This window comes from Streptomyces cyaneofuscatus (assembly GCF_042718795.1).
GTDB lineage: Bacteria > Actinomycetota > Actinomycetes > Streptomycetales > Streptomycetaceae > Streptomyces > Streptomyces cyaneofuscatus_A.
The window spans coordinates 1-22,524 of sequence record NZ_JBHXOX010000005.1; the positions used below are offsets into that span (position 1 = coordinate 1).

The 22,524-nt window shown below is 72.2% G+C and carries 22 protein-coding genes; 10 read left to right on the forward strand and 12 right to left on the reverse strand.

Going from position 1 to position 22,524, the window contains the following annotated elements:
• Nucleotides 1-385 precede the first annotated feature (385 nt).
• A complete protein-coding gene (locus tag ACFWRT_RS06195) occupies nt 386-658 on the forward strand; it encodes a hypothetical protein (protein ID WP_030561101.1) in 273 nt (90 codons plus the stop codon).
• A 25-nt stretch (nt 659-683) separates the two neighbouring features.
• Here the strand turns inward: ACFWRT_RS06195 and ACFWRT_RS06200 are convergent, their stop codons facing one another.
• On the reverse strand, nt 684-1,430 hold the full coding sequence (locus tag ACFWRT_RS06200) for a ferritin-like fold-containing protein (RefSeq protein WP_380955431.1): 747 nt from the start codon (nt 1,428-1,430) through the stop codon (nt 684-686).
• Nucleotides 1,431-1,881: 451 nt separating this feature from the next.
• On the opposite strand from ACFWRT_RS06200, the gene ACFWRT_RS06205 reads away from it, so the two are divergent.
• Nucleotides 1,882-4,140 (forward strand): DEAD/DEAH box helicase, encoded by a 2,259-nt coding sequence (locus ACFWRT_RS06205; RefSeq protein ID WP_380955432.1) that lies wholly within the window; start codon nt 1,882-1,884, stop codon nt 4,138-4,140.
• A gap of 116 nt (nt 4,141-4,256) precedes the next feature.
• The gene (locus tag ACFWRT_RS06210) at nt 4,257-5,114 is read left to right on the forward strand and encodes an alpha/beta fold hydrolase (protein ID WP_380955434.1); all 858 of its coding nucleotides are present in this window, start codon (nt 4,257-4,259) and stop codon (nt 5,112-5,114) included.
• 3 nt (nt 5,115-5,117) lie between these two features.
• Here the strand turns inward: ACFWRT_RS06210 and ACFWRT_RS06215 are convergent, their stop codons facing one another.
• On the reverse strand, nt 5,118-6,029 hold the full coding sequence (locus ACFWRT_RS06215) for an NYN domain-containing protein (RefSeq protein WP_380955435.1): 912 nt from the start codon (nt 6,027-6,029) through the stop codon (nt 5,118-5,120).
• Nucleotides 6,030-6,284: 255 nt separating this feature from the next.
• Between ACFWRT_RS06215 and ACFWRT_RS06220 the strand changes: the two genes are divergently transcribed.
• Nucleotides 6,285-6,437, forward strand: a complete 153-nt coding sequence (locus ACFWRT_RS06220; RefSeq protein WP_167359504.1) for a hypothetical protein — start codon at nt 6,285-6,287, stop codon at nt 6,435-6,437.
• A 125-nt stretch (nt 6,438-6,562) separates the two neighbouring features.
• Here the strand turns inward: ACFWRT_RS06220 and ACFWRT_RS06225 are convergent, their stop codons facing one another.
• From ACFWRT_RS06225 to ACFWRT_RS06235, 3 genes are all read right to left on the reverse strand, one after another.
• Complete coding sequence (locus tag ACFWRT_RS06225) at nt 6,563-7,168, reverse strand: MarC family protein (RefSeq protein ID WP_026241124.1); 606 nt, start codon at nt 7,166-7,168, stop codon at nt 6,563-6,565.
• Nucleotides 7,169-7,299: 131 nt separating this feature from the next.
• Complete coding sequence (locus tag ACFWRT_RS06230) at nt 7,300-8,166, reverse strand: PHP domain-containing protein (protein WP_380955436.1); 867 nt, start codon at nt 8,164-8,166, stop codon at nt 7,300-7,302.
• Nucleotides 8,167-8,265: 99 nt separating this feature from the next.
• Complete coding sequence (locus ACFWRT_RS06235) at nt 8,266-8,943, reverse strand: DUF6758 family protein (RefSeq protein ID WP_380955437.1); 678 nt, start codon at nt 8,941-8,943, stop codon at nt 8,266-8,268.
• A gap of 171 nt (nt 8,944-9,114) precedes the next feature.
• Here ACFWRT_RS06235 and ACFWRT_RS06240 point away from each other — a divergent pair, with 171 nt between their 5' ends.
• Nucleotides 9,115-10,380 carry an MFS transporter gene (locus ACFWRT_RS06240; protein ID WP_380955438.1) on the forward strand — a complete coding sequence of 422 codons (1,266 nt, stop codon included), beginning with the start codon at nt 9,115-9,117 and terminating at the stop codon, nt 10,378-10,380.
• A gap of 13 nt (nt 10,381-10,393) precedes the next feature.
• On the opposite strand, the gene ACFWRT_RS06245 is transcribed toward ACFWRT_RS06240, so the two are convergent.
• Nucleotides 10,394-10,978 (reverse strand): suppressor of fused domain protein, encoded by a 585-nt coding sequence (locus ACFWRT_RS06245; RefSeq protein WP_380955439.1) that lies wholly within the window; start codon nt 10,976-10,978, stop codon nt 10,394-10,396.
• A 477-nt stretch (nt 10,979-11,455) separates the two neighbouring features.
• Here ACFWRT_RS06245 and ACFWRT_RS06250 point away from each other — a divergent pair, with 477 nt between their 5' ends.
• Together ACFWRT_RS06250 and ACFWRT_RS06255 are read left to right on the forward strand one after the other, a co-directional pair.
• Nucleotides 11,456-12,583: a magnesium and cobalt transport protein CorA gene (locus tag ACFWRT_RS06250; protein WP_380955441.1), complete on the forward strand. Its 1,128-nt coding sequence runs from the start codon at nt 11,456-11,458 to the stop codon at nt 12,581-12,583.
• A 29-nt stretch (nt 12,584-12,612) separates the two neighbouring features.
• Nucleotides 12,613-13,134 carry a hypothetical protein gene (locus tag ACFWRT_RS06255; protein WP_380955442.1) on the forward strand — a complete coding sequence of 174 codons (522 nt, stop codon included), beginning with the start codon at nt 12,613-12,615 and terminating at the stop codon, nt 13,132-13,134.
• A gap of 28 nt (nt 13,135-13,162) precedes the next feature.
• On the opposite strand, the gene ACFWRT_RS06260 is transcribed toward ACFWRT_RS06255, so the two are convergent.
• Entirely contained in the window at nt 13,163-13,924 is a 762-nt protein-coding gene (locus tag ACFWRT_RS06260) for a hypothetical protein (RefSeq protein WP_380955443.1), read from the reverse strand.
• Nucleotides 13,925-14,087: 163 nt separating this feature from the next.
• Here ACFWRT_RS06260 and ACFWRT_RS06265 point away from each other — a divergent pair, with 163 nt between their 5' ends.
• The 3 genes from ACFWRT_RS06265 to ACFWRT_RS06275 are packed head-to-tail and all read left to right on the forward strand — an operon-like array spanning nt 14,088 to nt 17,092.
• Nucleotides 14,088-15,365, forward strand: a complete 1,278-nt coding sequence (locus ACFWRT_RS06265) for a magnesium transporter MgtE N-terminal domain-containing protein (RefSeq protein WP_380955445.1) — start codon at nt 14,088-14,090, stop codon at nt 15,363-15,365.
• Entirely contained in the window at nt 15,352-15,915 is a 564-nt protein-coding gene (locus ACFWRT_RS06270) for a DUF1003 domain-containing protein (protein ID WP_380955446.1), read from the forward strand. The genes ACFWRT_RS06265 and ACFWRT_RS06270 overlap by 14 nt, the downstream gene beginning before the upstream one ends.
• A gap of 43 nt (nt 15,916-15,958) precedes the next feature.
• Entirely contained in the window at nt 15,959-17,092 is a 1,134-nt protein-coding gene (locus tag ACFWRT_RS06275; protein WP_380955448.1) for an Mrp/NBP35 family ATP-binding protein, read from the forward strand.
• A 226-nt stretch (nt 17,093-17,318) separates the two neighbouring features.
• Here ACFWRT_RS06275 and ACFWRT_RS06280 read toward each other — a convergent pair whose 3' ends face one another.
• The 5 genes from ACFWRT_RS06280 to sigE all read right to left on the reverse strand — a co-directional run bounded on the left by ACFWRT_RS06280 (nt 17,319) and on the right by sigE (nt 22,507).
• Nucleotides 17,319-17,984, reverse strand: coding sequence for a hypothetical protein (locus tag ACFWRT_RS06280; RefSeq protein WP_380955450.1), 666 nt, complete (start codon nt 17,982-17,984; stop codon nt 17,319-17,321).
• Between the two features lie 126 nt (nt 17,985-18,110).
• A complete protein-coding gene (locus ACFWRT_RS06285; RefSeq protein ID WP_380955452.1) occupies nt 18,111-18,608 on the reverse strand; it encodes a sec-independent translocase in 498 nt (165 codons plus the stop codon).
• A gap of 197 nt (nt 18,609-18,805) precedes the next feature.
• A complete protein-coding gene (locus ACFWRT_RS06290; RefSeq protein WP_380955453.1) occupies nt 18,806-20,539 on the reverse strand; it encodes a S1C family serine protease in 1,734 nt (577 codons plus the stop codon).
• A 145-nt stretch (nt 20,540-20,684) separates the two neighbouring features.
• Nucleotides 20,685-21,752 carry an anti-sigma factor family protein gene (locus ACFWRT_RS06295; protein WP_380955455.1) on the reverse strand — a complete coding sequence of 356 codons (1,068 nt, stop codon included), beginning with the start codon at nt 21,750-21,752 and terminating at the stop codon, nt 20,685-20,687.
• The gene (sigE, locus tag ACFWRT_RS06300) at nt 21,749-22,507 is read right to left on the reverse strand and encodes an RNA polymerase sigma factor SigE (protein ID WP_380955457.1); all 759 of its coding nucleotides are present in this window, start codon (nt 22,505-22,507) and stop codon (nt 21,749-21,751) included. Before sigE ends, ACFWRT_RS06295 begins: the two co-directional genes overlap by 4 nt.
• Nucleotides 22,508-22,524: the final 17 nt, after the last annotated feature.

The window sequence follows — 22,524 nt, forward strand, 5'->3', positions numbered from 1 at the left end:
GGCGGCGCGCGGGGGTTTCTGTGCTACCCCCCCCCCTGGGGGGGGGGGTGCGGGCGCTTTCACCCCCCGCCGGCGGCCCCCCGGGGCCCCCCCGGGGCCCCCCCCCCCCCCCCCCCGCTCCCGTATGCCGTGCGGGCCGCATCCGTACGTCGCTCGGGCCGTATTCGTACGCGGTAGGGACCGCTGCCGTACGCCGCGCGGGCCGCATCCGTGTGCCGCGCGGGCCGCCCCCGTATGCCCTGCGGGCCGCTCCCCTACGCGGTGGGGAGCGAAGCCGTACCCGTAAGGGTTTCCCCAGGTCGGCGGAGGGTTGTACGGCAGGGGCCGGGGGTAGTACCGCCTACGACCGATATGCCCGCCCCGCACACCCCCGCGAGGTGACTTAGTGATCTGGGAATCCTTCGGCGCCACCGTGCTCGGACTCGCCCTGTCCTGGGCCGCGGTCCGCTCACTGGCCGACCGGCTGCCCTCCGCCCGTGCTGTTTATCTCACCGGCACGCTGGGTGCGCTGTTCGGAGCGTTCCTCACGCATTCCGCGCTGGGCCCCGGCCACGGCGTGGCCACCCTGATCGGCGCCGTCTCCGTCGGGGCGGTGACGCTGTCCCTGCTGATCCGCCCGCGCGGCCGCCGCCTCACGAGGTCGGCGGCGGCCCAGTAGCCCGGTGGTCCGGATTCCCGCGGTGTTACGCGGCCAGCCCCAGCGCGGCCATGCGCTTGGTGTGGGCCTCGGTGATCCGGGAGAACATCCGGCCCACCTCCGCCAGGTCGAAGCCGTCCGCGACGCCGCCCACCAGCATCGTCGAGAGCGCGTCGCGGTCGGCGACCACCCGCTGGGCCTGCGACAGCGCCTCGCCCATCAGCCGGCGGGCCCAGAGCGCGAGCCGCCCGCCGAGCCGGGGGTCGGCCTCGATCGCGGCGCGCACCTTCTCCACGGCGAAGTTCCCGTGACCGGTGTCGTCGAGCACGGCGAGGACCAGGGAGCGGGTGTCGGTGTCGAGCCGGGCCGCGACCTCCCGGTAGAAGTCACTGGCGATCGAGTCACCGACGTACGCCTTGACCAGGCCCTCCAGCCAGTCGGACGGCGCCGTCTGGCGGTGGAAGTCGTCCAGCGCCTTGGCGAAGGGCTCCATCGCGGCGGTCGGGTCCTCGTCGATCGCGGCGAGCCGGTCGGACAGCTGCTCGAAGTGGTGGAACTCGGCGGAGGCCATCTTCGCCAGCTCCGCCTTGTCCCCGAGGGTCGGCGCGAGCTTCGCGTCCTCCGCGAGGCGCTCGAAGGCCGCCAGCTCGCCGTAGGCGAGGGCGCCCAGCAGGTCCACGACCGCGGCACGGTACTGCGGCTCCGCGGCGGCGGTGGCCCAGTCCTGGGCGGCGATTCCGGTCGCTCCGGCCGGTTCTTCGGGGTGATCAGTGGCGTTGTCAGGCGTCTCCATGAACCGCACAATAGCCCGCCCGACGAGGGGCGGAAGGGTCCGGTGAGAAGCGGACATCACACCGATCCGATGAATTCGTCCAACACACATGCGCGAATCCGGGGTACAGTGGTATTGCGCTTACTGAGCATTTTCCTGTGCCAGGGGCGCGTCCTTTGAATGAGGATGCCCGGTCGGTGGCCCGATCGGCTCCGACCCGACAGCCCTCCACGCGGTGCGTACGACACGTACGACTGCAGATGAGGGGCCCCCTCAGCGGCACGAGCGCTCGAGCGACGGCAGTGGTCCCGCGCCACCCGGCCCATCCACGGCCGGATGACCAACCCCGGCACGGTACGACCCCCAGCGTTCGCCTCGGACCGCGCTTCACAGAAGAGGCAGCACCCTGACTACGTTCCGCGACCTCGGCATTTTCCCCGAGACGGCCGAAGCCCTTGAGGCGGTCGGCATCATGTCCCCCTTCCCCATCCAGGAGCTGACGCTTCCCGTAGCGCTCTCCGGCTCCGACGTCATCGGCCAGGCCAAGACCGGCACCGGCAAGACGCTCGGCTTCGGACTCCCCCTCCTGGAGCGCGTCACCGTCCCCGCCGACGTCGAGGCCGGGCGCGCCAAGCCCGAGCAGCTCACCGACGCGCCGCAGGCGCTCGTCGTCGTCCCCACCCGTGAGCTGTGCCAGCAGGTCACCAACGACCTGCTGACCGCCGGCAAGGTCCGTAACGTCCGCGTTCTCGCGATCTACGGCGGCCGGGCGTACGAGCCCCAGGTCGAGGCCCTCAAGAAGGGCGTCGACGTGATCGTCGGCACCCCGGGCCGTCTGCTGGACCTGGCGGGCCAGCGCAAGCTCGACCTCTCCCACATCCGCGGGCTCGTCCTCGACGAGGCCGACGAGATGCTGGACCTGGGCTTCCTGCCCGACGTCGAGCGCATCATCACGATGCTGCCGGCCAAGCGCCAGACGATGCTGTTCTCGGCCACCATGCCCGGTGCCGTCATCAGCCTCGCCCGCCGCTACATGTCGCAGCCGACGCACATCAACGCCACCTCGCCCGACGACGAGGGCACGACCGTCAAGAACACGGTCCAGCACGTCTACCGCGCGCACAACATGGACAAGCCGGAGATGCTTGCCCGCATCCTCCAGGCCGACGGCCGCGGTCTCGCGATGATCTTCTGCCGGACGAAGCGGACGGCCGCCGACATCGCCGAGCAGTTGGAGAAGCGCGGCTTCGCCTCCGGCGCGGTCCACGGCGACCTGGGCCAGGGCGCCCGCGAGCAGGCGCTGCGCGCCTTCCGCAACGGCAAGGTCGACGTTCTCGTCTGCACCGATGTCGCCGCGCGCGGCATCGACGTCGAGGGTGTGACCCACGTCGTCAACTACCAGTCGCCGGAGGACGAGAAGACCTACCTCCACCGCATCGGCCGCACCGGCCGCGCGGGCGCCAAGGGCATCGCGATCACGCTGGTCGACTGGGACGACATCCCGCGCTGGCAGCTGATCAACAAGGCGCTGGACCTGAAGTTCCCGGATCCGCCGGAGACGTACTCCACCTCGCCGCACCTCTTCGAGGAGCTCGGTATCCCGGCGGGCACCAAGGGTGTGCTGCCGCGTGCCGACCGGACCCGTGCCGGTCTGCGTGCGGAGGAGGTCGAGGACCTCGGCGAGACCGGCGGCCGCGGCCGCAAGTCCGCCGCCCCGGCTCCGGCCCGTGAGGAGCGCGAGCCCCGTACGCGTACGCCGCGTCAGCGCCGCCGCACCCGTGGCGGGGCCTCGGAGGAGGGCGGCGCCACGACGCTGCCCGCACCTGCCAAGGAGGCCACGCCGGTCACGCCGGCCGGTGACGAGGCCCCCGAGGGGCCGCGCACGCCGCGCCGCCGTCGCCGTACGCGGGTCAGCGCCGCCGACACCGTGACCGAGGCGGCCGTGGCGGTCGCCGAGGCTCCGGTGGCTGCCGCTCCGGTGGCTTCCGCTCCGGTGGCTTCCGCTCCGGTGGCCACGGCTGCCGAGACCGTGGCCGCTGTGGTCGAGGCCGAGCCGGTCGCGGAGACCGTCGCCGAGACCAAGCCGCGCCGCCGTCGCAGCCGCGCCGCCGCGAAGCCGGTGGCCGAGGCCGTGGCGCGGGTTCCCGCAGCCGCCGCGCCGGTCGAGGCCGGGTTCCAGACCGTGGCCGTCGCCGCGGGCGTCGCGGAGCCGGTCGCCGAGCCGGTCGCGACGAAGCCGCGCCGCCGTGCCCGGATCGTGAAGCCCGCCGACGAGGTGGACTTCCAGATCGCCCCGGCCTCCGAGCCGGAGCCCGAGTCGAAGACCCGCCGCCGCCCGGCCCGTGCCACGAGCCGGCCGAAGGCGGAGTCGAAGCCGAAGGCCGAGACCAAGCCGAAGACGGTGACCCGGCCGAAGGCCGAAGCCGCCCCGGCCGCCGAGTCGACCCCCAAGGCCGAGTCGAAGCCGAAGAGGGCGTCGCGGGCGAAGGCCGCGGCCCCCGCCGAGGCCGTCGCGCCGGAGGCTCCGGCTGCGGCCCCCGCCGCCGTCGAAGCCGAGGTCAAGCCGCGCCGCCGCCGGGCGACCCGTAGCGTCACCTCGACCGCGACCCAGGAGGCCGCCGTGGTCTCCGAGGCCGAGGCCGTGGTGAGCGAGGCCGCCGCCGAGGCGAAGCCCCGCCGCCGCCGCGCCACCCGCGCCGCGGGTGCGGCCACGGTGACGTCCGAGAGCTGATGGTCCCGCGAGACCCCTGAGGCCCCGGCCCCCGCACCTGCGGGGGCCGGGGCCTTCTCGCTGCCCGGCGGCGCCCGGTGATGCCCCGGTCCGGTCGCGGCGATAGCCTCGGGCCCATGAGCCGCCCGCCCACCTTCACCCCGCCCGCCTGCGCCACCTCCCGCGTCCTGCGCACCGGGCGCGGCGACTTCGCCGTCCTGGACGCCGTACCGGCGAACGCTCCCGCACGCGCCACCGCCCTCCTGTTGCCCGGCTACACCGGCAGCAAGGAGGACTTCATCGCGCTGCTCGAACCGCTGTGCGCGGCCGGGTACCGGGTGGTCGCCGCCGACGGCCGCGGGCAGTACGAGTCGGAGGGGACGGACCATCAGGAGACTTACGCGCAAGGGGAGTTGGCCCGCGATGTGCTGGCCCAGGCGGCTGCCCTGACCAAGGGCGAGGGAACGCTGCACCTGCTCGGCCACTCGCTCGGCGGCCAGATCGCCCGCGCCGCCGTCCTGCTCGACGCCACCCCGTTCCGCTCGCTGACGCTGATGTCCTCCGGCCCCGCCGAGGTCGTCGCCGCCCAGCGGGACAAGGTGAAGATGCTGAGCGACGCGCTCTCCGTGCTCACCATGGACGAGGTGTGGGAGGCCATGCGGGCCCTGGACCCCCCGCAGGACGCGGACACCGGCGACGGCGAGGACATGCGCCGCCGCTGGCTGCGCCACCACCCGGCGCAGCTGATCGCCACCGGCGCCCAGCTCTCCGCCGAACCCGACCGGGTGGACGAGCTGGCCGCCCTCGGGCTGCCCGTCCACGTCCTGTCCGGCGAACGCGACGACGTATGGCCGGTGGAGCAGTTCGACGCGATGGCCCGGCGGCTCGGCGCCCACCGCACCACGATCGCCGGGGCCGAGCACTCCCCCAACACCGCCCGCCCGCACGAGACCGCCGAGGCGCTCGCCGCGTTCTGGGACACCGTCACCCCCTAGGGCTCAGTACTGCGACTGCAGGTGCTGCCAGAAACCGTCGCGCAGCGCCCGGCGCAGATGCGCGTGGCCGCGCAGCGAGTGCTGGAGCAGGCGTTCGGCCTCCACCAGCAGGTCCTGGTCGACGGAGCCGGGGAGGTAGGGGTGGCCGGGCAGCAGGTCGGCGAGGGATTCGCGGCCGCGGGCGGCGAGCCAGGCGGCGGCGATCTGGGCGCCGACGAAGCGGACGTCCTCCCGTGAGGGGGCCGGGGTGTCGTCCTCGTATGTGGTGACCGGGCGCCGGGTGACGTAGGGGCGGCAGAAGTCGAGGTCGAAGGTGCGCTGGCTGTCGACCTCCCAGAGGAGCGGTTCGGCCTGGTTGCGGCCTTCGCCGGCCTCGATGCCCCAGAGGTGGACGCGGGCGCCGTAGCCCTGGGCCGCCTCGACCGCCGAGACCAGGTCCTCGTCGCCGCCGATGAGGGCCGCGTCGCTGATGGCGCGGTGCCGGGCGAGGGATTCGAGGTCGGTGCGGATGAGGGAGTCGACGCCCTTCTGCTGGTTGTTGGCGTTGAGGTTGCCGAGCCGCACCTTGACGTCGGGGAGTTCGGCGATGGCCTGCTGCTCGGTGGTGTGGATGCGGCGCCTGGCCCCGTCGTACCAGTACACGCGCAGCAGCCGGCTGTCGGCGAAGATCGTGCGGGCCTTGTCGATGAAGGCCTCGATCAGGCCCTCGGCGTCGAGGTCGAACGAGCGGCGGTCCTCGGTGCCGGTGACGAGCAGCCCGGCCGCGGCGTACACATAGCCCGCGTCCACGAAGATCGCGTGGGTGGACGGGGTCTTGGACACCTCGACGAGCACGCGCTGGAGCAGCTCGTTGGTGCGGTCCAGGCGCTCGGCGATATCGACCGGGTGGGGAAGCTGCGGGTCCGCCGTGCTCATGCGGACCTCATGGTCTGGGGACAGCGCTGTGTACGGCTCTGTGTACGGGTCTGTGTACGGCTCTGTGTACGGGGTACTACTGGCGGGTACTTAGACATCCAAAAAATTTCCTTAGCGTAGGGAATGTTTGTACCGGACAAGCCGTTGTAACACTCGTGGAACGCGAGGGAAGCCTCGCGTTCCTATCCTCGTGGGTAAGCCGTATCGCCCGCGCCAGTAGTTCTCCAGCAGGAGGATCAGACGAAGGGAAGCCCTATGCGCTTCGAGATCATGCGACTCGACGACGTCGACGGTACCGCCGTGGACAGCACCGTCGTGGACGCCGCCTCCGTCAACCGGATCGTGCAGCAGGCCGCCGCCATAGGCCAGCGCATCTACATCCGGCCGGCCGACACCTCGGCTTCGTAACGCTTCACGGGTCATGAGCTTCTGCGAACTGACGCCTGATCACGCATTGCGCCGCTAAAGACGAAGCGCCCCCGCACGGAAGGACCGTGCGGGGGCGCTGTGGTGTCCGGGGTGCGGTAGGGCGCTCAGGAGGTCTGGATGACCTGGGTGACGCCGTTGATGATCTGCTGTACGGCGATGGCCGAGAGCATCATTCCGGCGAGTCGGGTCACCAGGACCACCCCGCCGTCCTTGATGATCCGGATGATCACCAGCGAGTAGCGCATCGCCAGCCAGAGCACCACGTGCATGGCGGCGATCGCCGACCACACCGAGAGCTGGCCGCCGAATCCGTCGGCGTGCTGCACGGCCAGGATGACCGAGACGATCGCACCGGGACCGGCCAGCAGCGGCATGCCCAGCGGTACGAGCGCCACGTTGACGTCCTTGGTCTGCGTCGGCTCGTCCGTCTTGCCGGTCAGCAGGTCCAGCGCGATGAGCAGCAGCAGAAGGCCCCCCGCGATCATCAGGGCGGGCACGGAGACATGCAGGTAGTCGAGGATCTGCTGGCCGAGCAGACCGAAGACGGCGATCACGCCGAAGGCGACCGCGACGGCCTGGAGCGCCATCCTGCGCTGCACCTTGGCGGGGCGGCCCGCGGTGAGGGCCAGGAAGATCGGGGTGATCCCGGGCGGGTCCATAATCACAAAAAGGGTGAGAAAGAGGGATCCGAAGACAGCGACGTCGAACACAGTGAGCCTTGCGAGAGATGAGCGGGCGGTACGGGGCGCGCGGGCCCGGACGGCGGCCGTCGGCGTACGACGGCAGGGGTGAGGGGCGCGCGTGAGGAGTGGGACGGTGAGGCGGTGGAGGCGAGGGGGCCTTACAGGCGGCCGGTTCCGCCCGCGCCCGGCACCGGGAAGGCTCCCGTGGCGCGCCGGGTGATCTCGCCGTAGATCTCGGGGTCGGTGGTGTACTCGCCGAGCGCCACGGTCTTTCGGCTGCCGTGGTAGTCGCTGGAGCCGGTGGGCAGGAGCCCCAGCTCCCGGGTGAGACCGCGCAGCCGGGCCCTGGTCGGCTCGTCGTGGTCCATGTGGTCGACCTCGATGCCGTCCAGGCCCGCGGCGGCGAGCGCGGCGATCGTGGTCTCGGGGACCGTCGCACCGCGCTTCGAGGCGCCGGGGTGGGCGAAGACGGTGACGCCGCCCGCCGCCTTGACGAGCCGGACCGCCTCGAAGGGGTCGAACTCGTGCTTCGCGGCGAACGCCCGGCCACCGTCGCCCAGCCAGTCGGGCGTGAAGGCGTCGGAGACCGTGTCCACGACGCCCAGTTCGACGAGGGCGGCGGCGACGTGCGGCCGGCCGACCGAGCCGTCCCCGGCGATGCGGGCGACCTGCTCCCAGGTGATGGGGACGTCGAGGGCGCGGAGCTTGCGGACCATCTCCTGGGCGCGGGGCACCCGGTCGTCGCGGACGAGCTCGCGCTCGCGCTCCAGGTCGGGGTCGGCGGGGTCGAAGAGGTACGCCAACATGTGCATGCTCACGCCGTCGACGCGGCAGGAGAGCTCGGCGCCGGTGACGAGGGTGAGCCCCTCGGGCAGCGCGTCGATGGCCTGCTTGTGGCCGCCGACGGTGTCGTGGTCGGTGAGCGCGACGACGTCCAGGCCCGCGGCGGCGGCGTTCGCGACCAGCTCGGCGGGGGTGTCCGTACCGTCCGACGCGGTGGAGTGGGTGTGCAGGTCGATACGCACGACGGCTGACTCCAGGGCTCGCGGGCGGACGGGGGACCGCTCAAGGATAACTGCCGCGCACCGGGCCCCCGGCCGGGATCACGCCCCGTACGGCGTGATCTAGCGCTCGCCCGTCCCCTGCCGGGGCGGCGCCTCCGGGGTGGCGAGCAGGCGCGGGGTGAGCGCGCCGCACGGGACGAGGTCCACCTCTCCCCCGGCGTCGCGCAGGTCGGTCAGCACCAGCTCGTCGTACATCAGCAGCCCCGACTGCTCGGGCCACAGGATCGCCCACAGCCACAGTCCACGCGCCTCGCCCGCGAAGACGGCCCGGTCCTCCGGGGCGTTCTTGACGTGCCAGAGCGGGGTGGGACGGCCGGCGGCGTGCACCTTGGCGTCGGGGGCGGCGTCGACGTTCAGGTGGGGGCCGGGGTCGAGGCCGTCGATCCCGGCGTACCGGGCACCGAGTCCGACACCGAGCTCCTCGGCGACGAGCAGCAGCTCGCCCATGCCGCCCAGCGGTCCGGGACCCGAGCAGGCGACGACGGTCGCCCGGCCGCCGCTGCGGTCGTCACCCGCGCCGGCCGCACCGGTGAACAGCCAGCCCACCGGGAGTGGCCAGGGCATCCAGACCGGCACCTGCGAGCGGTGCACCACGACGCCGAGCGCCTCGACGCTCGGCGGAACGACCGGCTGCATCGGGTGCACCTGGCCGTGCACGGAGCACTGCCAGGCGTCGGCGAAGAGACCGGGCGCCCTGACCCGGCCACCGCACTTCGGGCAACTGGGTTCGCCCCTCATAGGGCCCAACGGTCCTCCCCGCCGGTCGCCGCGTCAAGGACGATCACCCGTCCGCAGCGTGGCCGCCATCGGGAGGGATTGAGGAAAATAGATGTAGCTTGCATTTATTAGTTCGTCTAACTTATTCTGTGTATGACGCACCGACCTGTAGGAGAGAAGGAGAGTCCACCGATGCCAGGACCCATACCAGGACCCGTGCCAGGAGAGGACCCGTTCGACGAAGGGGCCGCGGCCACCAGCATCCTGCGCCAGCCGAAGGCCGTCTGGGCCACGGCGGGCGCCTCGGTGGTCGCGTTCATGGGGATCGGCCTGGTGGACCCGATCCTGCCGTCCATCGCCCAGGGTCTGGACGCCTCGCCCAGTCAGGTGTCGCTGCTCTTCACCTCGTACTTCCTGATCACCGCCGTCGCCATGCTCGTCACCGGCTTCGTCTCCAGCCGCATCGGCGGCCGTAGGACCCTGCTCGCCGGCCTCGCGCTCGTGGTCGTCTTCGCCGCGCTCTCCGGCACCTCGTCCTCCGTCGCCGAACTCGTCGGCTTCCGGGCGGGCTGGGGCCTGGGCAACGCCCTCTTCGTCTCCACCGCGCTCGCGGTGATCGTCGGAGCGGCGGCGGGCGGCAGCTCCGCCGCGATCCTGCTGTACGAGTCGGCGCTCGGCCTCGGCATGGCGTGCGGGCCGCTGCTCGGCGCCCTGCTCGGGAACGCCAGTTGGCGCTACCCGTTCTTCGGTACGGCGGCGCTGATGGCGATCGGCTTCCTCTGCATCGCCGCGTTCCTCAAGGAGCAGCCCAAGCCCGCCCGCAAGACGTCACTGCTCGACCCGGTGAAGGCGCTGGGCCACGGCGGACTGGCCTCGGTGGCGGCCTCGTCCTTCTTCTACAACTACGCGTTCTTCACGATCCTGGCGTTCACACCGTTCGTGCTGGACATGACCCCGTACAAGTCCGGCGCGGTCTTCTTCGCCTGGGGCCTGCTGCTCGCGGTCTTCTCCGTGCTGGTCGCCCCGCGCCTCCAGCGCCGCTTCGGCTCGCTCAAGGTGCTCGGGGCCTCGCTGGTGCTGCTCGCCGTCGACCTGCTGGTCCTCGGGTACGGGAACCACACCACGGCCGTCGTCGCCACGATCGTCTCCGGTGCCTTCATCGGTATGAACAACACCGTCTACACCGAGCTGGCCCTCGGCGTCTCGGACGCGCCGCGCCCGGTGGCGAGTGCCGGATACAACTTCGTCCGCTGGTTCGCCGCGGCGGCCGCCCCCTTCCTCGCCCCGAAGATCGAGGAGTGGACGGACATCCACATCCCGTTCGTGGTGGCCGCGCTCGCCGCGCTGGTCGGAGCGGCCGTCGTGGGCGTACGGCGTACGGCGCTGACCCACGAGGCCGAGGAACTGGAGCCGGTCCACGCCCTGGAGGACAGCGTGAGCGTCTTCGCCGACCGGTAGGCCCTGGAGGGGGTCAGTCCAGCGGTACGGACGTGCGCAGCGGGTCGCGCAGGTCCGTGCCGTGCGTGAGCCACCGCTCCTGGAGCTCCTGCGCCCCGCGCACCCGCTTCCAGGCGGCCTCTTTGCCGGTCATCGGCAGCAGCGGCAGGAAGCGGACCGGGTCCATCGGCTCGTCCAGCTCCAGGTCCTCCACCAGCCCCCCGGACTCCGCCACCAGCACCGAGGTGAACGGCGCGCCGGGCCACAGCGGATCGCCCAGGTCCAGCGAGGCGCCCGGCGCCACGATGAGCCCCTCGACCTGCGGGGAGGCGGCCAGCACGGCGAGGGGGCGCAGCACCTGGTCGGTGTCGGCGAGCCCCACCCGTACCGAGAGGACCAGCTCGGCGCGGGGGCCCTTCACCGGGTCGGCGAGCGGCGCGGTGGGGTCGGCCATGGGCTGCGCGGACATGCCGAGCGTGGCGTAGCGCACCACGTCGCCGTCGAGGAAGCGGAGCACCTCGATACGGTCCGTGCCGAGGAACGTCACATCGGCGCGGGCGTCCGGTTCTCCGAGGGCCGAGCGGAGCCGGGCTTCGACCAGAGCGAGAATTTCTGCCATCCGGCGAGCATAGAGTGCGCGTGGAATGGGCAAAGTAGGGGATTCACTCGGGACGGCTGATAGCCTGGCCGCCGGTCGGGACAGCGCGCAGAAGCGTCGCTCTCTTTGTCCCGACGACACGTCGTCCCCTACGGGGGACCGGCCGGAGGAGGTGGGGACTGCTATGGATCCAAGTCGACCGTGCAGTACCGATCACCCTTCCGCGCACCGTTGTTCCCTTTGAGCTCCCCGCTGAACTGACGCCTCGTCGGCCATCACCGATGGTCTCCCGACGGTCGTTCGCCCCCGGAGGAGCACCAGGAATCCGCGGAAGAGTCTCCGTTCTCCGCCTGTCTGTTGCGAACACCCTTTTGCCTGTCTGTTGCGAACGCCGTCATCGCGCCCGCGCGGTGGAGCCCGCTTTGCGGACGTGAGCGCACGTCCCCATTCCGGGCTGTTCCACGCCCTCGCCGACGGCCCTCCGTGAAGGAGCCAGCCATGTCGATGATCCGTGACCTGCGCGCTGCCGTGCGCCCCTCCCTGCGTCCCTCCCTCCGTAAGAACAGCGCCCCCCACAACACGTACGACACCACCCGCGACCCGTCCGCCTCCAGCGCCGTCGTCGACTGCGCGGTCTACCGCGACGGCAGCCGCCTGGAGGGGGCCGCGACCCCGACGCCGCACGAGGCGATGCTGGAGGTGCGCGAGAGGGGCGGCTTCGCCTGGATCGGCCTGCACGAGCCGACGGAGGAGGAGTTCGCGGGCATCGCCCGGGAGTTCGGGCTCCACCCGCTCGCCGTGGAGGACGCCGTCCACGCCCACCAGCGGCCGAAGCTGGAGCGGTACGACGACACGCTGTTCACCGTCTTCAAGACCATCCACTACGTGGAGCACGCCGAGCTGACCGCGACCAGCGAGGTCGTGGAGACCGGCGAGGTGATGTGCTTCACCGGCCGGGACTTCGTCATCACCGTCCGGCACGGCGGCCAGGGCTCGCTGCGCGCCCTGCGCCACCGCCTCCAGGACGATCCGGAGCTGCTCGCCAAGGGTCCGTCCGCCGTGCTGCACGCCATCGCCGACCACGTGGTGGACGGGTACATCGCGGTGGCGGAGGCGGTGCAGGACGACATCGACGAGGTGGAGATCGATGTCTTCTCCACCCCGGCCAAGGGCGGCCGGCGCGGTTCGGACGCGGGGCGGATCTACCAGCTCAAGCGTGAGGTGCTGGAGTTCAAGCGGGCCGTCTCGCCGCTGCTGCGCCCGATGCAGCTGCTCAGCGAACGGCCGATGCGGCTGATCGACCCCGACATCCAGAAGTACTTCCGGGACGTCGCCGACCACCTCGCCCGGGTCCAGGAGGAGGTCATCGGCTTCGACGAACTGCTGAACTCGATCCTCCAGGCCAATCTGGCGCAGGCGACCGTCACCCAGAACGAGGACATGCGCAAGATCACCTCCTGGGCGGCGATCATCGCCGTCCCCACGATGATCTGCGGGGTCTACGGCATGAACTTCGACTACATGCCGGAGCTGGAGTGGAAGTACGGCTATCCGCTGGTGCTCGGCCTCATCGGCGCGGTCTGTTTCTCCATCCACCGCATCCTGAAGCGCAACGGCTGGCTCTGAGCGGCGGCGGCCGGTCTAAGCTCCCGCCCATGACTGATGCTGCCGCCGCCCTGCTGGAGAAGGCCCTCGTCGAGGAGGCCACGAAGAAGTCCGGCCTCATCTGGGTCCGGGCCGCCGGGCCCGCCCGCGCGGTGTGGCACGTCTGGCACGAGGGCGCGGCCCACCTCGTCGGGGACGGCCCGGGCGAGCAGCCGCTGCCCGAGGGCCTGACCGGTGGCGGGAGCGCCGAGATCACCGTACGCAGCAAGGACAAGGGCGGCCGGCTGGTCGCCTGGACGGCGGCGGTACGGGTCCTGGCGCCGCACTCCGAGGAGTGGGAGGCGGCCGTCGCCGAGCTGAAGGGCAAGCGCCTCAACGCGCCGGACGCCGAGGTGATGACGGAGCGGTGGGCGCGGGAGTGCGCGGTGGTGCGCCTGACGCCGGAGGCGGTCAGCACGGAGCTGCCGGACACCTCGCTGGCCGCCGCCCCGCTGCCGACCGGGGCGACCACGCGGCAGCCCGTACCGGCCGGGCTGCCCCGGCTGCTGCTGAAGCGGCGCCGCACGGGCTGAGAGCAGGTCCCCGGAGGTCAGCCGGAGGTCAGCCGGAGGACTTCGGGAGCTGGCCGCCGTAATCGACGGTGTCGTCGTCCTGCGGGGCCTCCAGCGCGACCGCGCGCCCCCAGTCGGCCAGGGTGACGGTGCCCCCGCCGCCGCCGCGGGCCACCCGTACCGGGTACGGCTTGCCCTCCAGGGAGACGTCCAGCGCCCCGCCCTCGCCCTTGCCGCCCAGGAGCTGGATGGTGCGGTGTCCGGTGACGGTGTCCCGGGCGCCCTTGTTCAGGGTGCCGTGCAGCGTCAGCAGGCCGTCCAGGAGGACCTCCTTGTCGGTGAAGCCGCGCAACTGGCGGTAGCTCGGGTCGTCCTCGGGGACCTTCACGTACTTGCCGCCCAGCTTCTCGGCGGCCTCCTGGTCGGAGGGGCCCGCCTTGCCGTCCTCCTCGTGGCTCCAGAAGTCGGCGTCGGCCTTGATGAAGAGCTCGTCCTCGATCCGCAGGAGCACGAAGTTGCGCTTGGCGGAGGAGACCGACCCGGAGCCGCCCTTGTCGCTGAGCTTCATGTTCAGCATGTAGGTGCCGCCCTTGCTGACCAGGGTGCCCGCCAGCCGTACGCCGTCCGCGCTGTCGGCCGCCGCTCTGGCCTTGGTGTCGATCTGCTCGGCCGAGAGTTTGCCGACCCCGTTGGTCCCCTTGTCCGGGTCCTCGCCCGCGCAGGCGGTGAGGGCCGCGACGAGCCCGCCGCAGAGCACGACGGCGAGCGCGATCCGGCGATGATTCCGGACGGCCGGGGCAAAAGAGGTCACGGGTGTACTGCCTCTCAACTGCGATCGGGGGGCAGAGCGCAGCGTACCCGGGGTCCGCGCGCCGTCCGGCAGCCAGCCGTACGGACGGGTCCGCCGGGGCGCGGCAGCACGGCAGGGGCTAGCCTGATCATGGTGTACGGCTGTTCGGACAAGGAGGCGGAGCATGGCGGCAGGGGCCCCCAGGGTCTTCGTCTCGCACCTGTCCGGGGTGCCGGTGTTCGACCCGAACGGGGACCAGGTCGGCCGGGTCCGGGACCTGGTGGCGATGTTGCGGGTCGGCGGACGGCCGCCGCGCATCCTGGGCCTGGTCGTCGAGGTGGTCAGCCGGCGGCGGATCTTCCTGCCGATGACCCGGGTGACGGGCGTCGAGTCCGGCCAGGTCATCACGACCGGCGTGGTCAACATGCGGCGCTTCGAACAGCGGCCCACCGAACGGCTGGTCCTCGGCGAGTTCCTCGACCGCCGGGTGCGGCTGGTGGAGAGCGACGAGGAAGTCACCGTCCTGGACGTGGCGATCCAGCAACTGCCCGCCCGCCGGGACTGGGAGATCGACAAGTACTTCGTCCGCAAGGGCCGCGGCGGGGCGCTGCGCCGCAAGGGCGAGACGTTGACGGTGGAGTGGTCGGCGGTCAGCGGCTTCTCGCTGGAGGAGCACGGGCAGGGCGCCGAGAACCTGGTCGCCACCTTCGAACGGCTCCGCCCCGCCGACGTGGCCAACGCCCTGCACCACCTCTCCCCCAAGCGCCGGGTCGAGGTGGCCGCCGCGCTGGACGACGACCGGCTGGCCGACGTCCTGGAGGAGCTGCCCGAGGACGACCAGGTGGAGATCCTCGGCAAGCTCAAGGAGGAGCGGGCCGCCGACGTCCTGGAGGCGATGGACCCGGACGACGCGGCCGACCTGCTCTCGGAGCTGCCGGAGGAGGACAAGGAGCGGCTGCTGACCCTGATGCGGCCGGACGACGCCGCCGACGTACGGCGTCTCATGTCGTACGAGGAGCGGACGGCGGGCGGTCTGATGACGACCGAGCCGATCGTGCTGCGCCCGGACGCCACGGTGGCCGACGCGCTCGCCCGGGTCCGTCAGCAGGACCTGTCACCGGCGCTCGCCGCCCAGGTGTACGTGTGCCGCTCGCCCGACGAGACGCCGACCGGCAAGTACCTGGGCACCGTGCACTTCCAGCGGCTGCTGCGCGATCCGCCGTTCACGCTGGTCAGCTCCATCGTCGACAGCGACCTGGTGCCGCTGCCCCCGGACACCCCGCTGCCGATCGTGACCAGCTATCTGGCCGCGTACAACCTGGTCTCCGCGCCCGTGGTGGACGAGAGCGGGTCCCTGCTGGGCGCGGTGACCGTGGACGACGTCCTGGACCACCTGCTCCCCGACGACTGGCGCGAGACCGACTTCCACGGCGAGGAGGGCATCCTGCATGGCCGAACGTGAGGATCGGTCCAAGGCTTCCTCCTCGGGCTCCTCGGGGCTGATGCGCCCGCCGCGTACCCGGCTCGACCAGCCGAAGGCACCGGGGCTGAAGCTGCTGCCGGAGTACGACCCGGAGGCGTTCGGCCGGTTCTCCGAGCGGATCGCGCGGTTCCTGGGGACCGGGCGGTTCATCGTCTGGATGACGCTGATCATCATCGTCTGGGTGCTGTGGAACATCTACGCGCCCAAGGATCTGCGGTGGGACGAGTACCCGTTCATCTTCCTGACCCTGATGCTCTCCCTCCAGGCCTCCTACGCGGCCCCGCTGATCCTGCTGGCGCAGAACCGGCAGGACGACCGGGACCGGGTCACCCACGAGCAGGACCGCAAGCAGAACGAGCGCTCCATCGCCGACACCGAGTACCTCAGCCGGGAGATCGCGGCGCTGCGGATGGGCCTCGGCGAGGTCGCCACCCGGGACTGGATCCGCTCGGAGCTCCAGGACATGGTGCGGGACATGGAGGACCGCCGGATCGTCCGCACGTCCGAGAGTGACGAAGGCGACCGCTGACGGGCTACCCGCCCGTAGGGCCCGGCGCCGTAACATCGTCTGTATGGCTACGGAAGACGCGGTGCTTGAGGCACTGGCGACAGTGAACGACCCGGAGATCCACCGCCCGATCACCGAGCTGGGCATGGTGAAATCGGTCGAGATCGATCCTGACGGTGTAGTCGCTGTCACGGTGTATCTCACCGTCTCCGGCTGCCCGATGCGCGACACGATCACCAGGAACGTGACGGAGGCGGTCTCCCGCGTGGAGGGCGTCTCCCGCGTGGAGGTCACCCTCGACGTGATGAGCGACGAGCAGCGCAAGGAGCTGGCGAGCTCGCTGCGCGGCGGCACCGCCGAGCGCGAGGTGCCCTTCGCCAAGCCCGGCTCGCTGACCCGGGTGTACGCGGTCGCCTCCGGAAAGGGCGGCGTCGGCAAGTCCTCGGTGACGGTGAACCTCGCGGCGGCGATGGCGGCCGACGGGCTGAAGGTGGGTGTCGTGGACGCGGACATCTACGGGCACAGCGTGCCCCGGATGCTCGGCGCGGACGGCAAGCCCACCCAGGTCGAGAACATGATCATGCCGCCGTCCGCGCACGGCGTGAAGGTCATCTCCATCGGCATGTTCACCCCGGGCAACCAGCCCGTGGTGTGGCGCGGCCCGATGCTGCACCGGGCGCTCCAGCAGTTCCTCGCCGATGTGTTCTGGGGCGACCTGGACGTCCTGCTGCTGGACCTGCCGCCGGGCACCGGTGACATCGCGATCTCCGTGGCGCAGCTCGTGCCGAACGCGGAGATCCTCGTCGTCACGACCCCGCAGCAGGCGGCGGCCGAGGTGGCGGAGCGGGCCGGTTCGATCGCCGTGCAGACCCACCAGAAGATCGTCGGCGTCGTGGAGAACATGTCGGGCATGCCGTGCCCGCACTGCGACGAGATGGTCGACGTCTTCGGCTCGGGCGGCGGCGCCCGGGTCGCCGAGGGGCTGACCCGGACGGTCGGCGCCGAGGTGCCGGTGCTGGGCTCGATCCCGATCGACGTACGGCTGCGCGAGGGCGGCGACGAGGGGAAGCCGGTGGTCCTCTCCGACCCGGACTCCCCGGCCGGCAAGGCGCTGCGCGGAATCGCGGACAAGCTGGGCGGCCGCCAGCGCGGCCTGTCGGGCATGTCGCTGGGGATCACCCCGCGCAACAAGTTCTGAGAGACAGGACCAGCCCGCCGGACGACCACCCGGGCCGTCCGGGCGACGACCAGCCCGGTCCGGGCGACTACCGGCCCGGTCCGGACAAGCACCGGCCCGTCCGGGCGACCACCCAGCCCGTCCGGCGTTTGAGGACATCTATTCGGCCCCGGCGCCGGACGAGCCCGAGCAAATCCCAGCCCGTCCGGCGCTTGAGGGCGGAGGCGGCCCACCGGCCGCCTCCGGGTCACTCGTACGTCGTGATGTCCTTGATCACCGCGAACCCCAGCCCGTACGCGCTCATCCCCCGCCCGTACGCCCCGATGTGCACGCCCTCGTGCGCGGACCCGGCCAGCACCCAGCCGAACTCGGACTCCCGGTAGTGGAACTCCACCGGGACCCCGTCCACCGGCAGCGAGAGCGTCGACCAGGGCGCGGAGCCGAGGTCGTCGGCAAGGGTGAACGCCGTCTCGGTCTGCTGGTCGAGCCAGTCGTCGCGCAGGGTGTGGTCCATCTGCGGCGGCCACGTGTACGCCAGCAGGCCCGAGCCGGCCAGCCAGGCGGCCGAGGAGACCGTGGTGGCGTCCAGCACCCCCGTACCGTCACCGCTGCGTCTGACGGGGCTGGCGGCGACCGTGATGACGGCCGCGAACCGTTCCTTCTCGGCGGCGGAACCGTCCGTCTTCACCGAGGGCTCGTCACCGTGCCCGGTGGAGCCGTGCTGCACGGTGCCGTCCGCCGCCGTGCCGACCTGCATCAGCCAGCGCGGGCCCGTGAAGGCCTCGTCCAGCCCGTACCAGGGGAAAGAGGCCTCCAGGTAGCCCTCGACGGTACGCCGCCGGGCCGCCGGTACCTCCTCCGCCGCGACCGTGCCAGGGGCACCGTCCGTATCCACCCGACTCGTCGTCTCCATCTGAGCGGCCGCCTCCTCGATCAGTCCTGATCCGGAGCGGCCCGCCCCCCGCGGGCGTGGGCGTCCTCGCAACCGGACAGATGGAGAATAGCCATACCGTCCGGACGAGTCGGGATTGACCTGGCGTCAGGTGGCGTCCGCGTCGAACGGCGGACGCTCGGGCTGCGCCTGCTGCGGGGTCTTCTTCAGCAGGTCAGGGGTGGTGTCGCCGGTCTTGGTGAGGCTGGGCGAGGTGGCGGCGGCCGACGCGCCCGCCGACCCGTTCGCCGCACTGTCGGCGGAATCGGGCGCCGGCGTGCGCCCGTTGACCGCGTCGGTGACGTCGGAGAGCTCCTTGCGCAGATCGAAGCTCTCGCGGATCTCCTTCAGCCCCAGGTCGTCGTTGCCGTCCATCAGCTGCTTGCGGACGAACGTCTTGGGGTTGAGGTCCTCGAACTCGAAGTCCTTGAACTGCGGGCCGAGCTCCGTACGGATGTCTTCCTTGGCGCTGTCCGAGAACTCACGGATCTTGCGGATGGTGCGCGTGACGTCCTGGATGAGCTTGGGCAGCTTCTCGGGGCCGAAGACCAGCACGGCCAGCACCCCGAGCGTCAGCAGCTCCAGTGCGCCTATGTCATTGAACACCTAGCTGCTCCTCGTGTTCTCCGCCTGATCCCGGCTTCTCCGACCGTCCCGGCCAGGTGGGACGGGTGCCCGGACCCGTCAACGGTACCTGGCCGACCTGTCCGGGCGGTACCTTGCCGTGTCGCTCACGTGCCGGTCGCCGGACCGGTCGTTCACGTTCCGCCCGTTCACGAGCCGCCGGCTCACAGGCCGCACGCTCACAGGCCGCTCGACGAACCGAGCGTCAGCGTGACGGACCGCTCCTCGCCGCCCCGGGTCAGCCGCAGCTCCAGCCGGTCGCCGGGACGATGGGCGCGGATCTTCACGATCAGCTCCTCCCCGCTGTGCACCCGCTGGCCCTGGACCTCGGTGATCACGTCGCCGGACCTGATGCCCGCCTTGGCGGCCGGGCCGCCCTTGGTGACCGCGGGGCCGTCCTCGCCCTTCTCGCCGACCTTGGCTCCGTCGCCGGTGAACTTCATGTCGAGCGTGACGCCGATCACCGGGTGGGTGGCCTTGCCGGTGTTGATCAGCTCCTCGGCGACGCGCTTGCCCTGGTTGATCGGTATCGCGAAGCCGAGGCCGATGGAGCCGGACTGGCCGCCGCGCTCGGTGCCCTTGCCGCTGTCGGCGGCGCGGATGGCGCTGTTGATGCCGATGACGTGGGCCTGGGTGTCGACCAGCGGGCCGCCGGAGTTGCCGGGGTTGATCGGGGCGTCGGTCTGGAGGGCGTCGACGTAGCTGATGTCGCTGCCGTCGCCCTTCTCGCCGCCCGCGGTGATCGGGCGCTGCTTGGCGCTGATGATGCCGGAGGTCACCGTGTTGGACAGGTCGAAGGGGGCGCCGATGGCCACCACCGGGTCGCCGACCCGGACGTTGTCGGAGTTGCCGAGCGGCAGGGGCTTGAGGCCGGAGACGCCCTTGACCCGGACGACGGCGAGGTCGTAGCCGCTGTCCTTGCCGACGAGTTCGGCGGCGGCCGTCTCGCCGCTGCTGAACGTGACGGTGATGTCGCCGCTGGATCCGGCCGGGGCGACGACGTGGTTGTTGGTGAGGATGTGGCCCCGGCCGTCGAGGACGAAGCCGGTGCCGGTGCCGGACTCGGCGGTACCGCTGACGTGCAGGGTGACCACGCTGGGCAGGGCGCTGGCGGCGATGCCCGCGACGCTCTCGGGGGCCCGGTCACCGTTGTCGTGGCTCGCCTGGGGCAGCTCGACGGTGGTCAGGCCGCCGGTGCGCTCGACGTACGCGCCGACGCCGCCGCCGATGCCGCTGGCGACCAGGGCCAGCAGCAGCATTCCGGCGAAGGCGCCGCCGCGCCGGTTCTTCCGGCTCCCCGGCTCGCTGCCGGCCGGCGGTCCCACCTGGGTCAGCGGCTGCCCCGGCGCGCCCCAGGGGTCGTACTGGAGCCACTGCGAGGACGGCTGCGCCGCCTGCGGAGGTACGTGAGTGGGGTGCGCCGCCTGCGGAGGTACGTGAGTGGGGTGCGCCGTCTGCGGAGGTACCGGGGCCGGGGGCGCTGCTTGCGGGGGTACGGGTGTGGCCTGCGGGAGCACCGGGGACGGCTGCGGCGGCAGGGGTGCGGCCTGCGGGGGCACGGCCTGTGGGGGTACGGGGGTGCCGTGGGCCGGGGTCGGCCGCTGGACCGGCGGCGCGGGCGCCCACGGCCCGGGGCCGCCGTACGGCGGGGTGCTGTACACGTCGGGCTCGTGCAGCGGCGGCCCGGCGGGGCGGGACGGGGCCGGCTCCTGCGGCCCTGGGCCGGCGACGGGCGCGGGGCTGTCCAGGGGCGCAGGGCTGTTCGCGGGCGCGGCGGCACCGGTCGGGCCGGGGGTGTCGGGCCGCACCGACGGGGCGTCGCCCTCGCCGCCGCCCCGGCTCTCCGGCTCGTCGCGGCCGGGCCGCCCCGTCGCGGGGCGGCTCCACCACTTCGCCTGCCTACCGTCGTCCATGCTCTCCCCGCCACTGGCCTCTGCACGCCCCACCGGGGGCGTCCCTCCCCGGATTCAACCAGGTTTGCGAATCCCCGCGCAGGGGTCCCGTCATGGTTCGGCCAGGGCCCTGTCCGGGTCCGGCCGGGGTTCGACCGGATTCCCGTCAGCGCCGGGGGGAGGGCGGGCCCGCCAGGTCGTCGGTCGGGGCGGGCTGCCCCGGCCCCGAGGACGACGGCGGGGTGAGGGCCTTCGTCGTCGAGCCGCTGCCCAGCACGGCCGCGAGCAGCGGCGTGGAGCCACCGGTCGGGCGTATCAGCGGCGGCACGGACACGTTCAGCGCGGGGAACGTGAAGGGGTGTCCGCCCAGGGCGGAGGTGGAGAACTGCGGCGGGGCCGTCGTCTGCGGCCGCGGGGACAGGGGTGGCTTGACCGCCGGAGCGGCGGACGCCGGGGGTGCGGTGAGCGCGGGCGAGGGGCGGTGCGCGCCGGTCGAGGACACATCGGCCGCCGACCGGTTGACGGCGAGGCGGTCACCGCCCACCGACTGGGCGCCGCCACGGCGGCTGACCGCCGCTTCGGAGCCCCCGGCGCGGGTCTCCGCGTCGAGCGGCGTCACCCTGTTGCCACTGCCCTCGGCGCGCAGCAGGGGGTCCGGTCCTGAGTCCAGCGGCAGGGTGCCGCCGAGCGCGATGGCCGCCAGGGACACGGCGCCGGCCGCGGCGAAGGCGAAGCGCCGGCCGCGCCAGGGCGAGCGCTCGGCGTCCCGGGCCACCTCGTGGATGCGGAAGGCGGAGCGGGAGCCGCCGGGGAGGGCGGCGGTGGAGCCGTGGGCCGCGGGGAAGTACCCGAAGTCGTCCAGCGGGGAGGGGGACGCGGCGGAGTCGCGGCGGGTGGAGTCGGAGGACCTCAGCGGGGGGAAGTACTCGTCGGCGAACGGGCCGCCGGAGCCGAACGGTCTGCCGGACCCGGTGTCGTCGCCGCCAGGACCCCCGGGAAGGCCCTGCAGGCGGGCCAGGAACCCCTCGGAGGGCGAGGGTGCGGCGGACATGGCGAAGGCGCTCTTGAGGCGGCGCTGGGCGTCGGCCTCGACCTTGCACCGGGCGCAGGTCGCCAGATGGGCCAGCACCCGCTCACGGGCGTCATGCTTCAGCTCGCCGTCGACCAGCGCGGCGAGCCGGTCCCCCAGGTGCGCTTCGGCAGGGGTGGGACCGGTCGGACCTGTGCCACTCACGCCAGTCCGCCCTCCCCCGTCAGGACCGCGTCCGCCAGGGACCGCTGCTCGGCGCGGGCTTCGGGCGAGCGGTGCTTGAGCGCCTTGCGCAGGTGCGAGCGACCGCGGTGGATGCGGCTGCGCACGGTGCCGAGCTTCACGCCGAGCGTCGCGGCGATCTCCTCGTAGCTGAGGCCCTCGATGTCGCAGAGGACGACGGCGGCGCGGAACTCGGGCGCGAGGGTGTCCAGCGCCTGCTGCACGTCGGCGTCGAAGTGGGTGTCGTTGAAGACCTGCTGCGGGGACGGCTCCCGGCTGGGCAGCCGCTCGGCCGCGTCGTCGCCGAGGGAGTCGAAGCGGATCCGCTGCTTGCGGCGGACCATGTCGAGGAAGAGATTGGTGGTGATGCGGTGCAGCCAGCCCTCGAAGGTGCCGGGCGTGTACGTCGACAGCGAGCGGAAGACTCTGACGAAGACTTCCTGGGTGAGGTCCTCGGCGTCGTGCTGGTTACCCGTCAGCCGGTAGGCAAGGCGGTACACGCGACCGCTGTGCGTGCTGACGATCTCTTCCCATGAGGGCGGGGTCCACGCCTGGTCCGCATCGGAGGCGAAGGTCGCGGTCGGTGCGGAGTCTTCGGAAGAACGGTCAGCAATGTTGGTCACGGATTTCGGCTCACCGGCCGACCTGAGAAGGCGCCGCAGCAGCCCGCCCTGATCCACAGGCGCAGCCGCACCTCCCCTATCGGCTCTGGTGGTGTCCAGTGGAGCCCCTACCATAGCCACCTCGCCCGTTA

Coding starts and splice junctions, on each gene's coding strand:
- ACFWRT_RS06200 (WP_380955431.1), bottom strand. CDS start 1,430: ATGGAGACGCCTGACAACGCCACTGATCACCCCGAAGAACCGGCCGGA.
- ACFWRT_RS06205 (WP_380955432.1), top strand. CDS start 1,882: ATGTCCCCCTTCCCCATCCAGGAGCTGACGCTTCCCGTAGCGCTCTCC.
- ACFWRT_RS06210 (WP_380955434.1), top strand. CDS start 4,257: ATGAGCCGCCCGCCCACCTTCACCCCGCCCGCCTGCGCCACCTCCCGC.
- ACFWRT_RS06215 (WP_380955435.1), bottom strand. CDS start 6,029: ATGAGCACGGCGGACCCGCAGCTTCCCCACCCGGTCGATATCGCCGAG.
- ACFWRT_RS06220 (WP_167359504.1), top strand. CDS start 6,285: ATGCGCTTCGAGATCATGCGACTCGACGACGTCGACGGTACCGCCGTG.
- ACFWRT_RS06235 (WP_380955437.1), bottom strand. CDS start 8,943: ATGAGGGGCGAACCCAGTTGCCCGAAGTGCGGTGGCCGGGTCAGGGCG.
- ACFWRT_RS06240 (WP_380955438.1), top strand. CDS start 9,115: ATGCCAGGACCCATACCAGGACCCGTGCCAGGAGAGGACCCGTTCGAC.
- ACFWRT_RS06245 (WP_380955439.1), bottom strand. CDS start 10,978: ATGGCAGAAATTCTCGCTCTGGTCGAAGCCCGGCTCCGCTCGGCCCTC.
- ACFWRT_RS06250 (WP_380955441.1), top strand. CDS start 11,456: ATGTCGATGATCCGTGACCTGCGCGCTGCCGTGCGCCCCTCCCTGCGT.
- ACFWRT_RS06255 (WP_380955442.1), top strand. CDS start 12,613: ATGACTGATGCTGCCGCCGCCCTGCTGGAGAAGGCCCTCGTCGAGGAG.
- ACFWRT_RS06265 (WP_380955445.1), top strand. CDS start 14,088: ATGGCGGCAGGGGCCCCCAGGGTCTTCGTCTCGCACCTGTCCGGGGTG.
- ACFWRT_RS06270 (WP_380955446.1), top strand. CDS start 15,352: ATGGCCGAACGTGAGGATCGGTCCAAGGCTTCCTCCTCGGGCTCCTCG.
- ACFWRT_RS06275 (WP_380955448.1), top strand. CDS start 15,959: ATGGCTACGGAAGACGCGGTGCTTGAGGCACTGGCGACAGTGAACGAC.
- ACFWRT_RS06280 (WP_380955450.1), bottom strand. CDS start 17,984: ATGGAGACGACGAGTCGGGTGGATACGGACGGTGCCCCTGGCACGGTC.
- ACFWRT_RS06290 (WP_380955453.1), bottom strand. CDS start 20,539: ATGGACGACGGTAGGCAGGCGAAGTGGTGGAGCCGCCCCGCGACGGGG.
- sigE (WP_380955457.1), bottom strand. CDS start 22,507: ATGGTAGGGGCTCCACTGGACACCACCAGAGCCGATAGGGGAGGTGCG.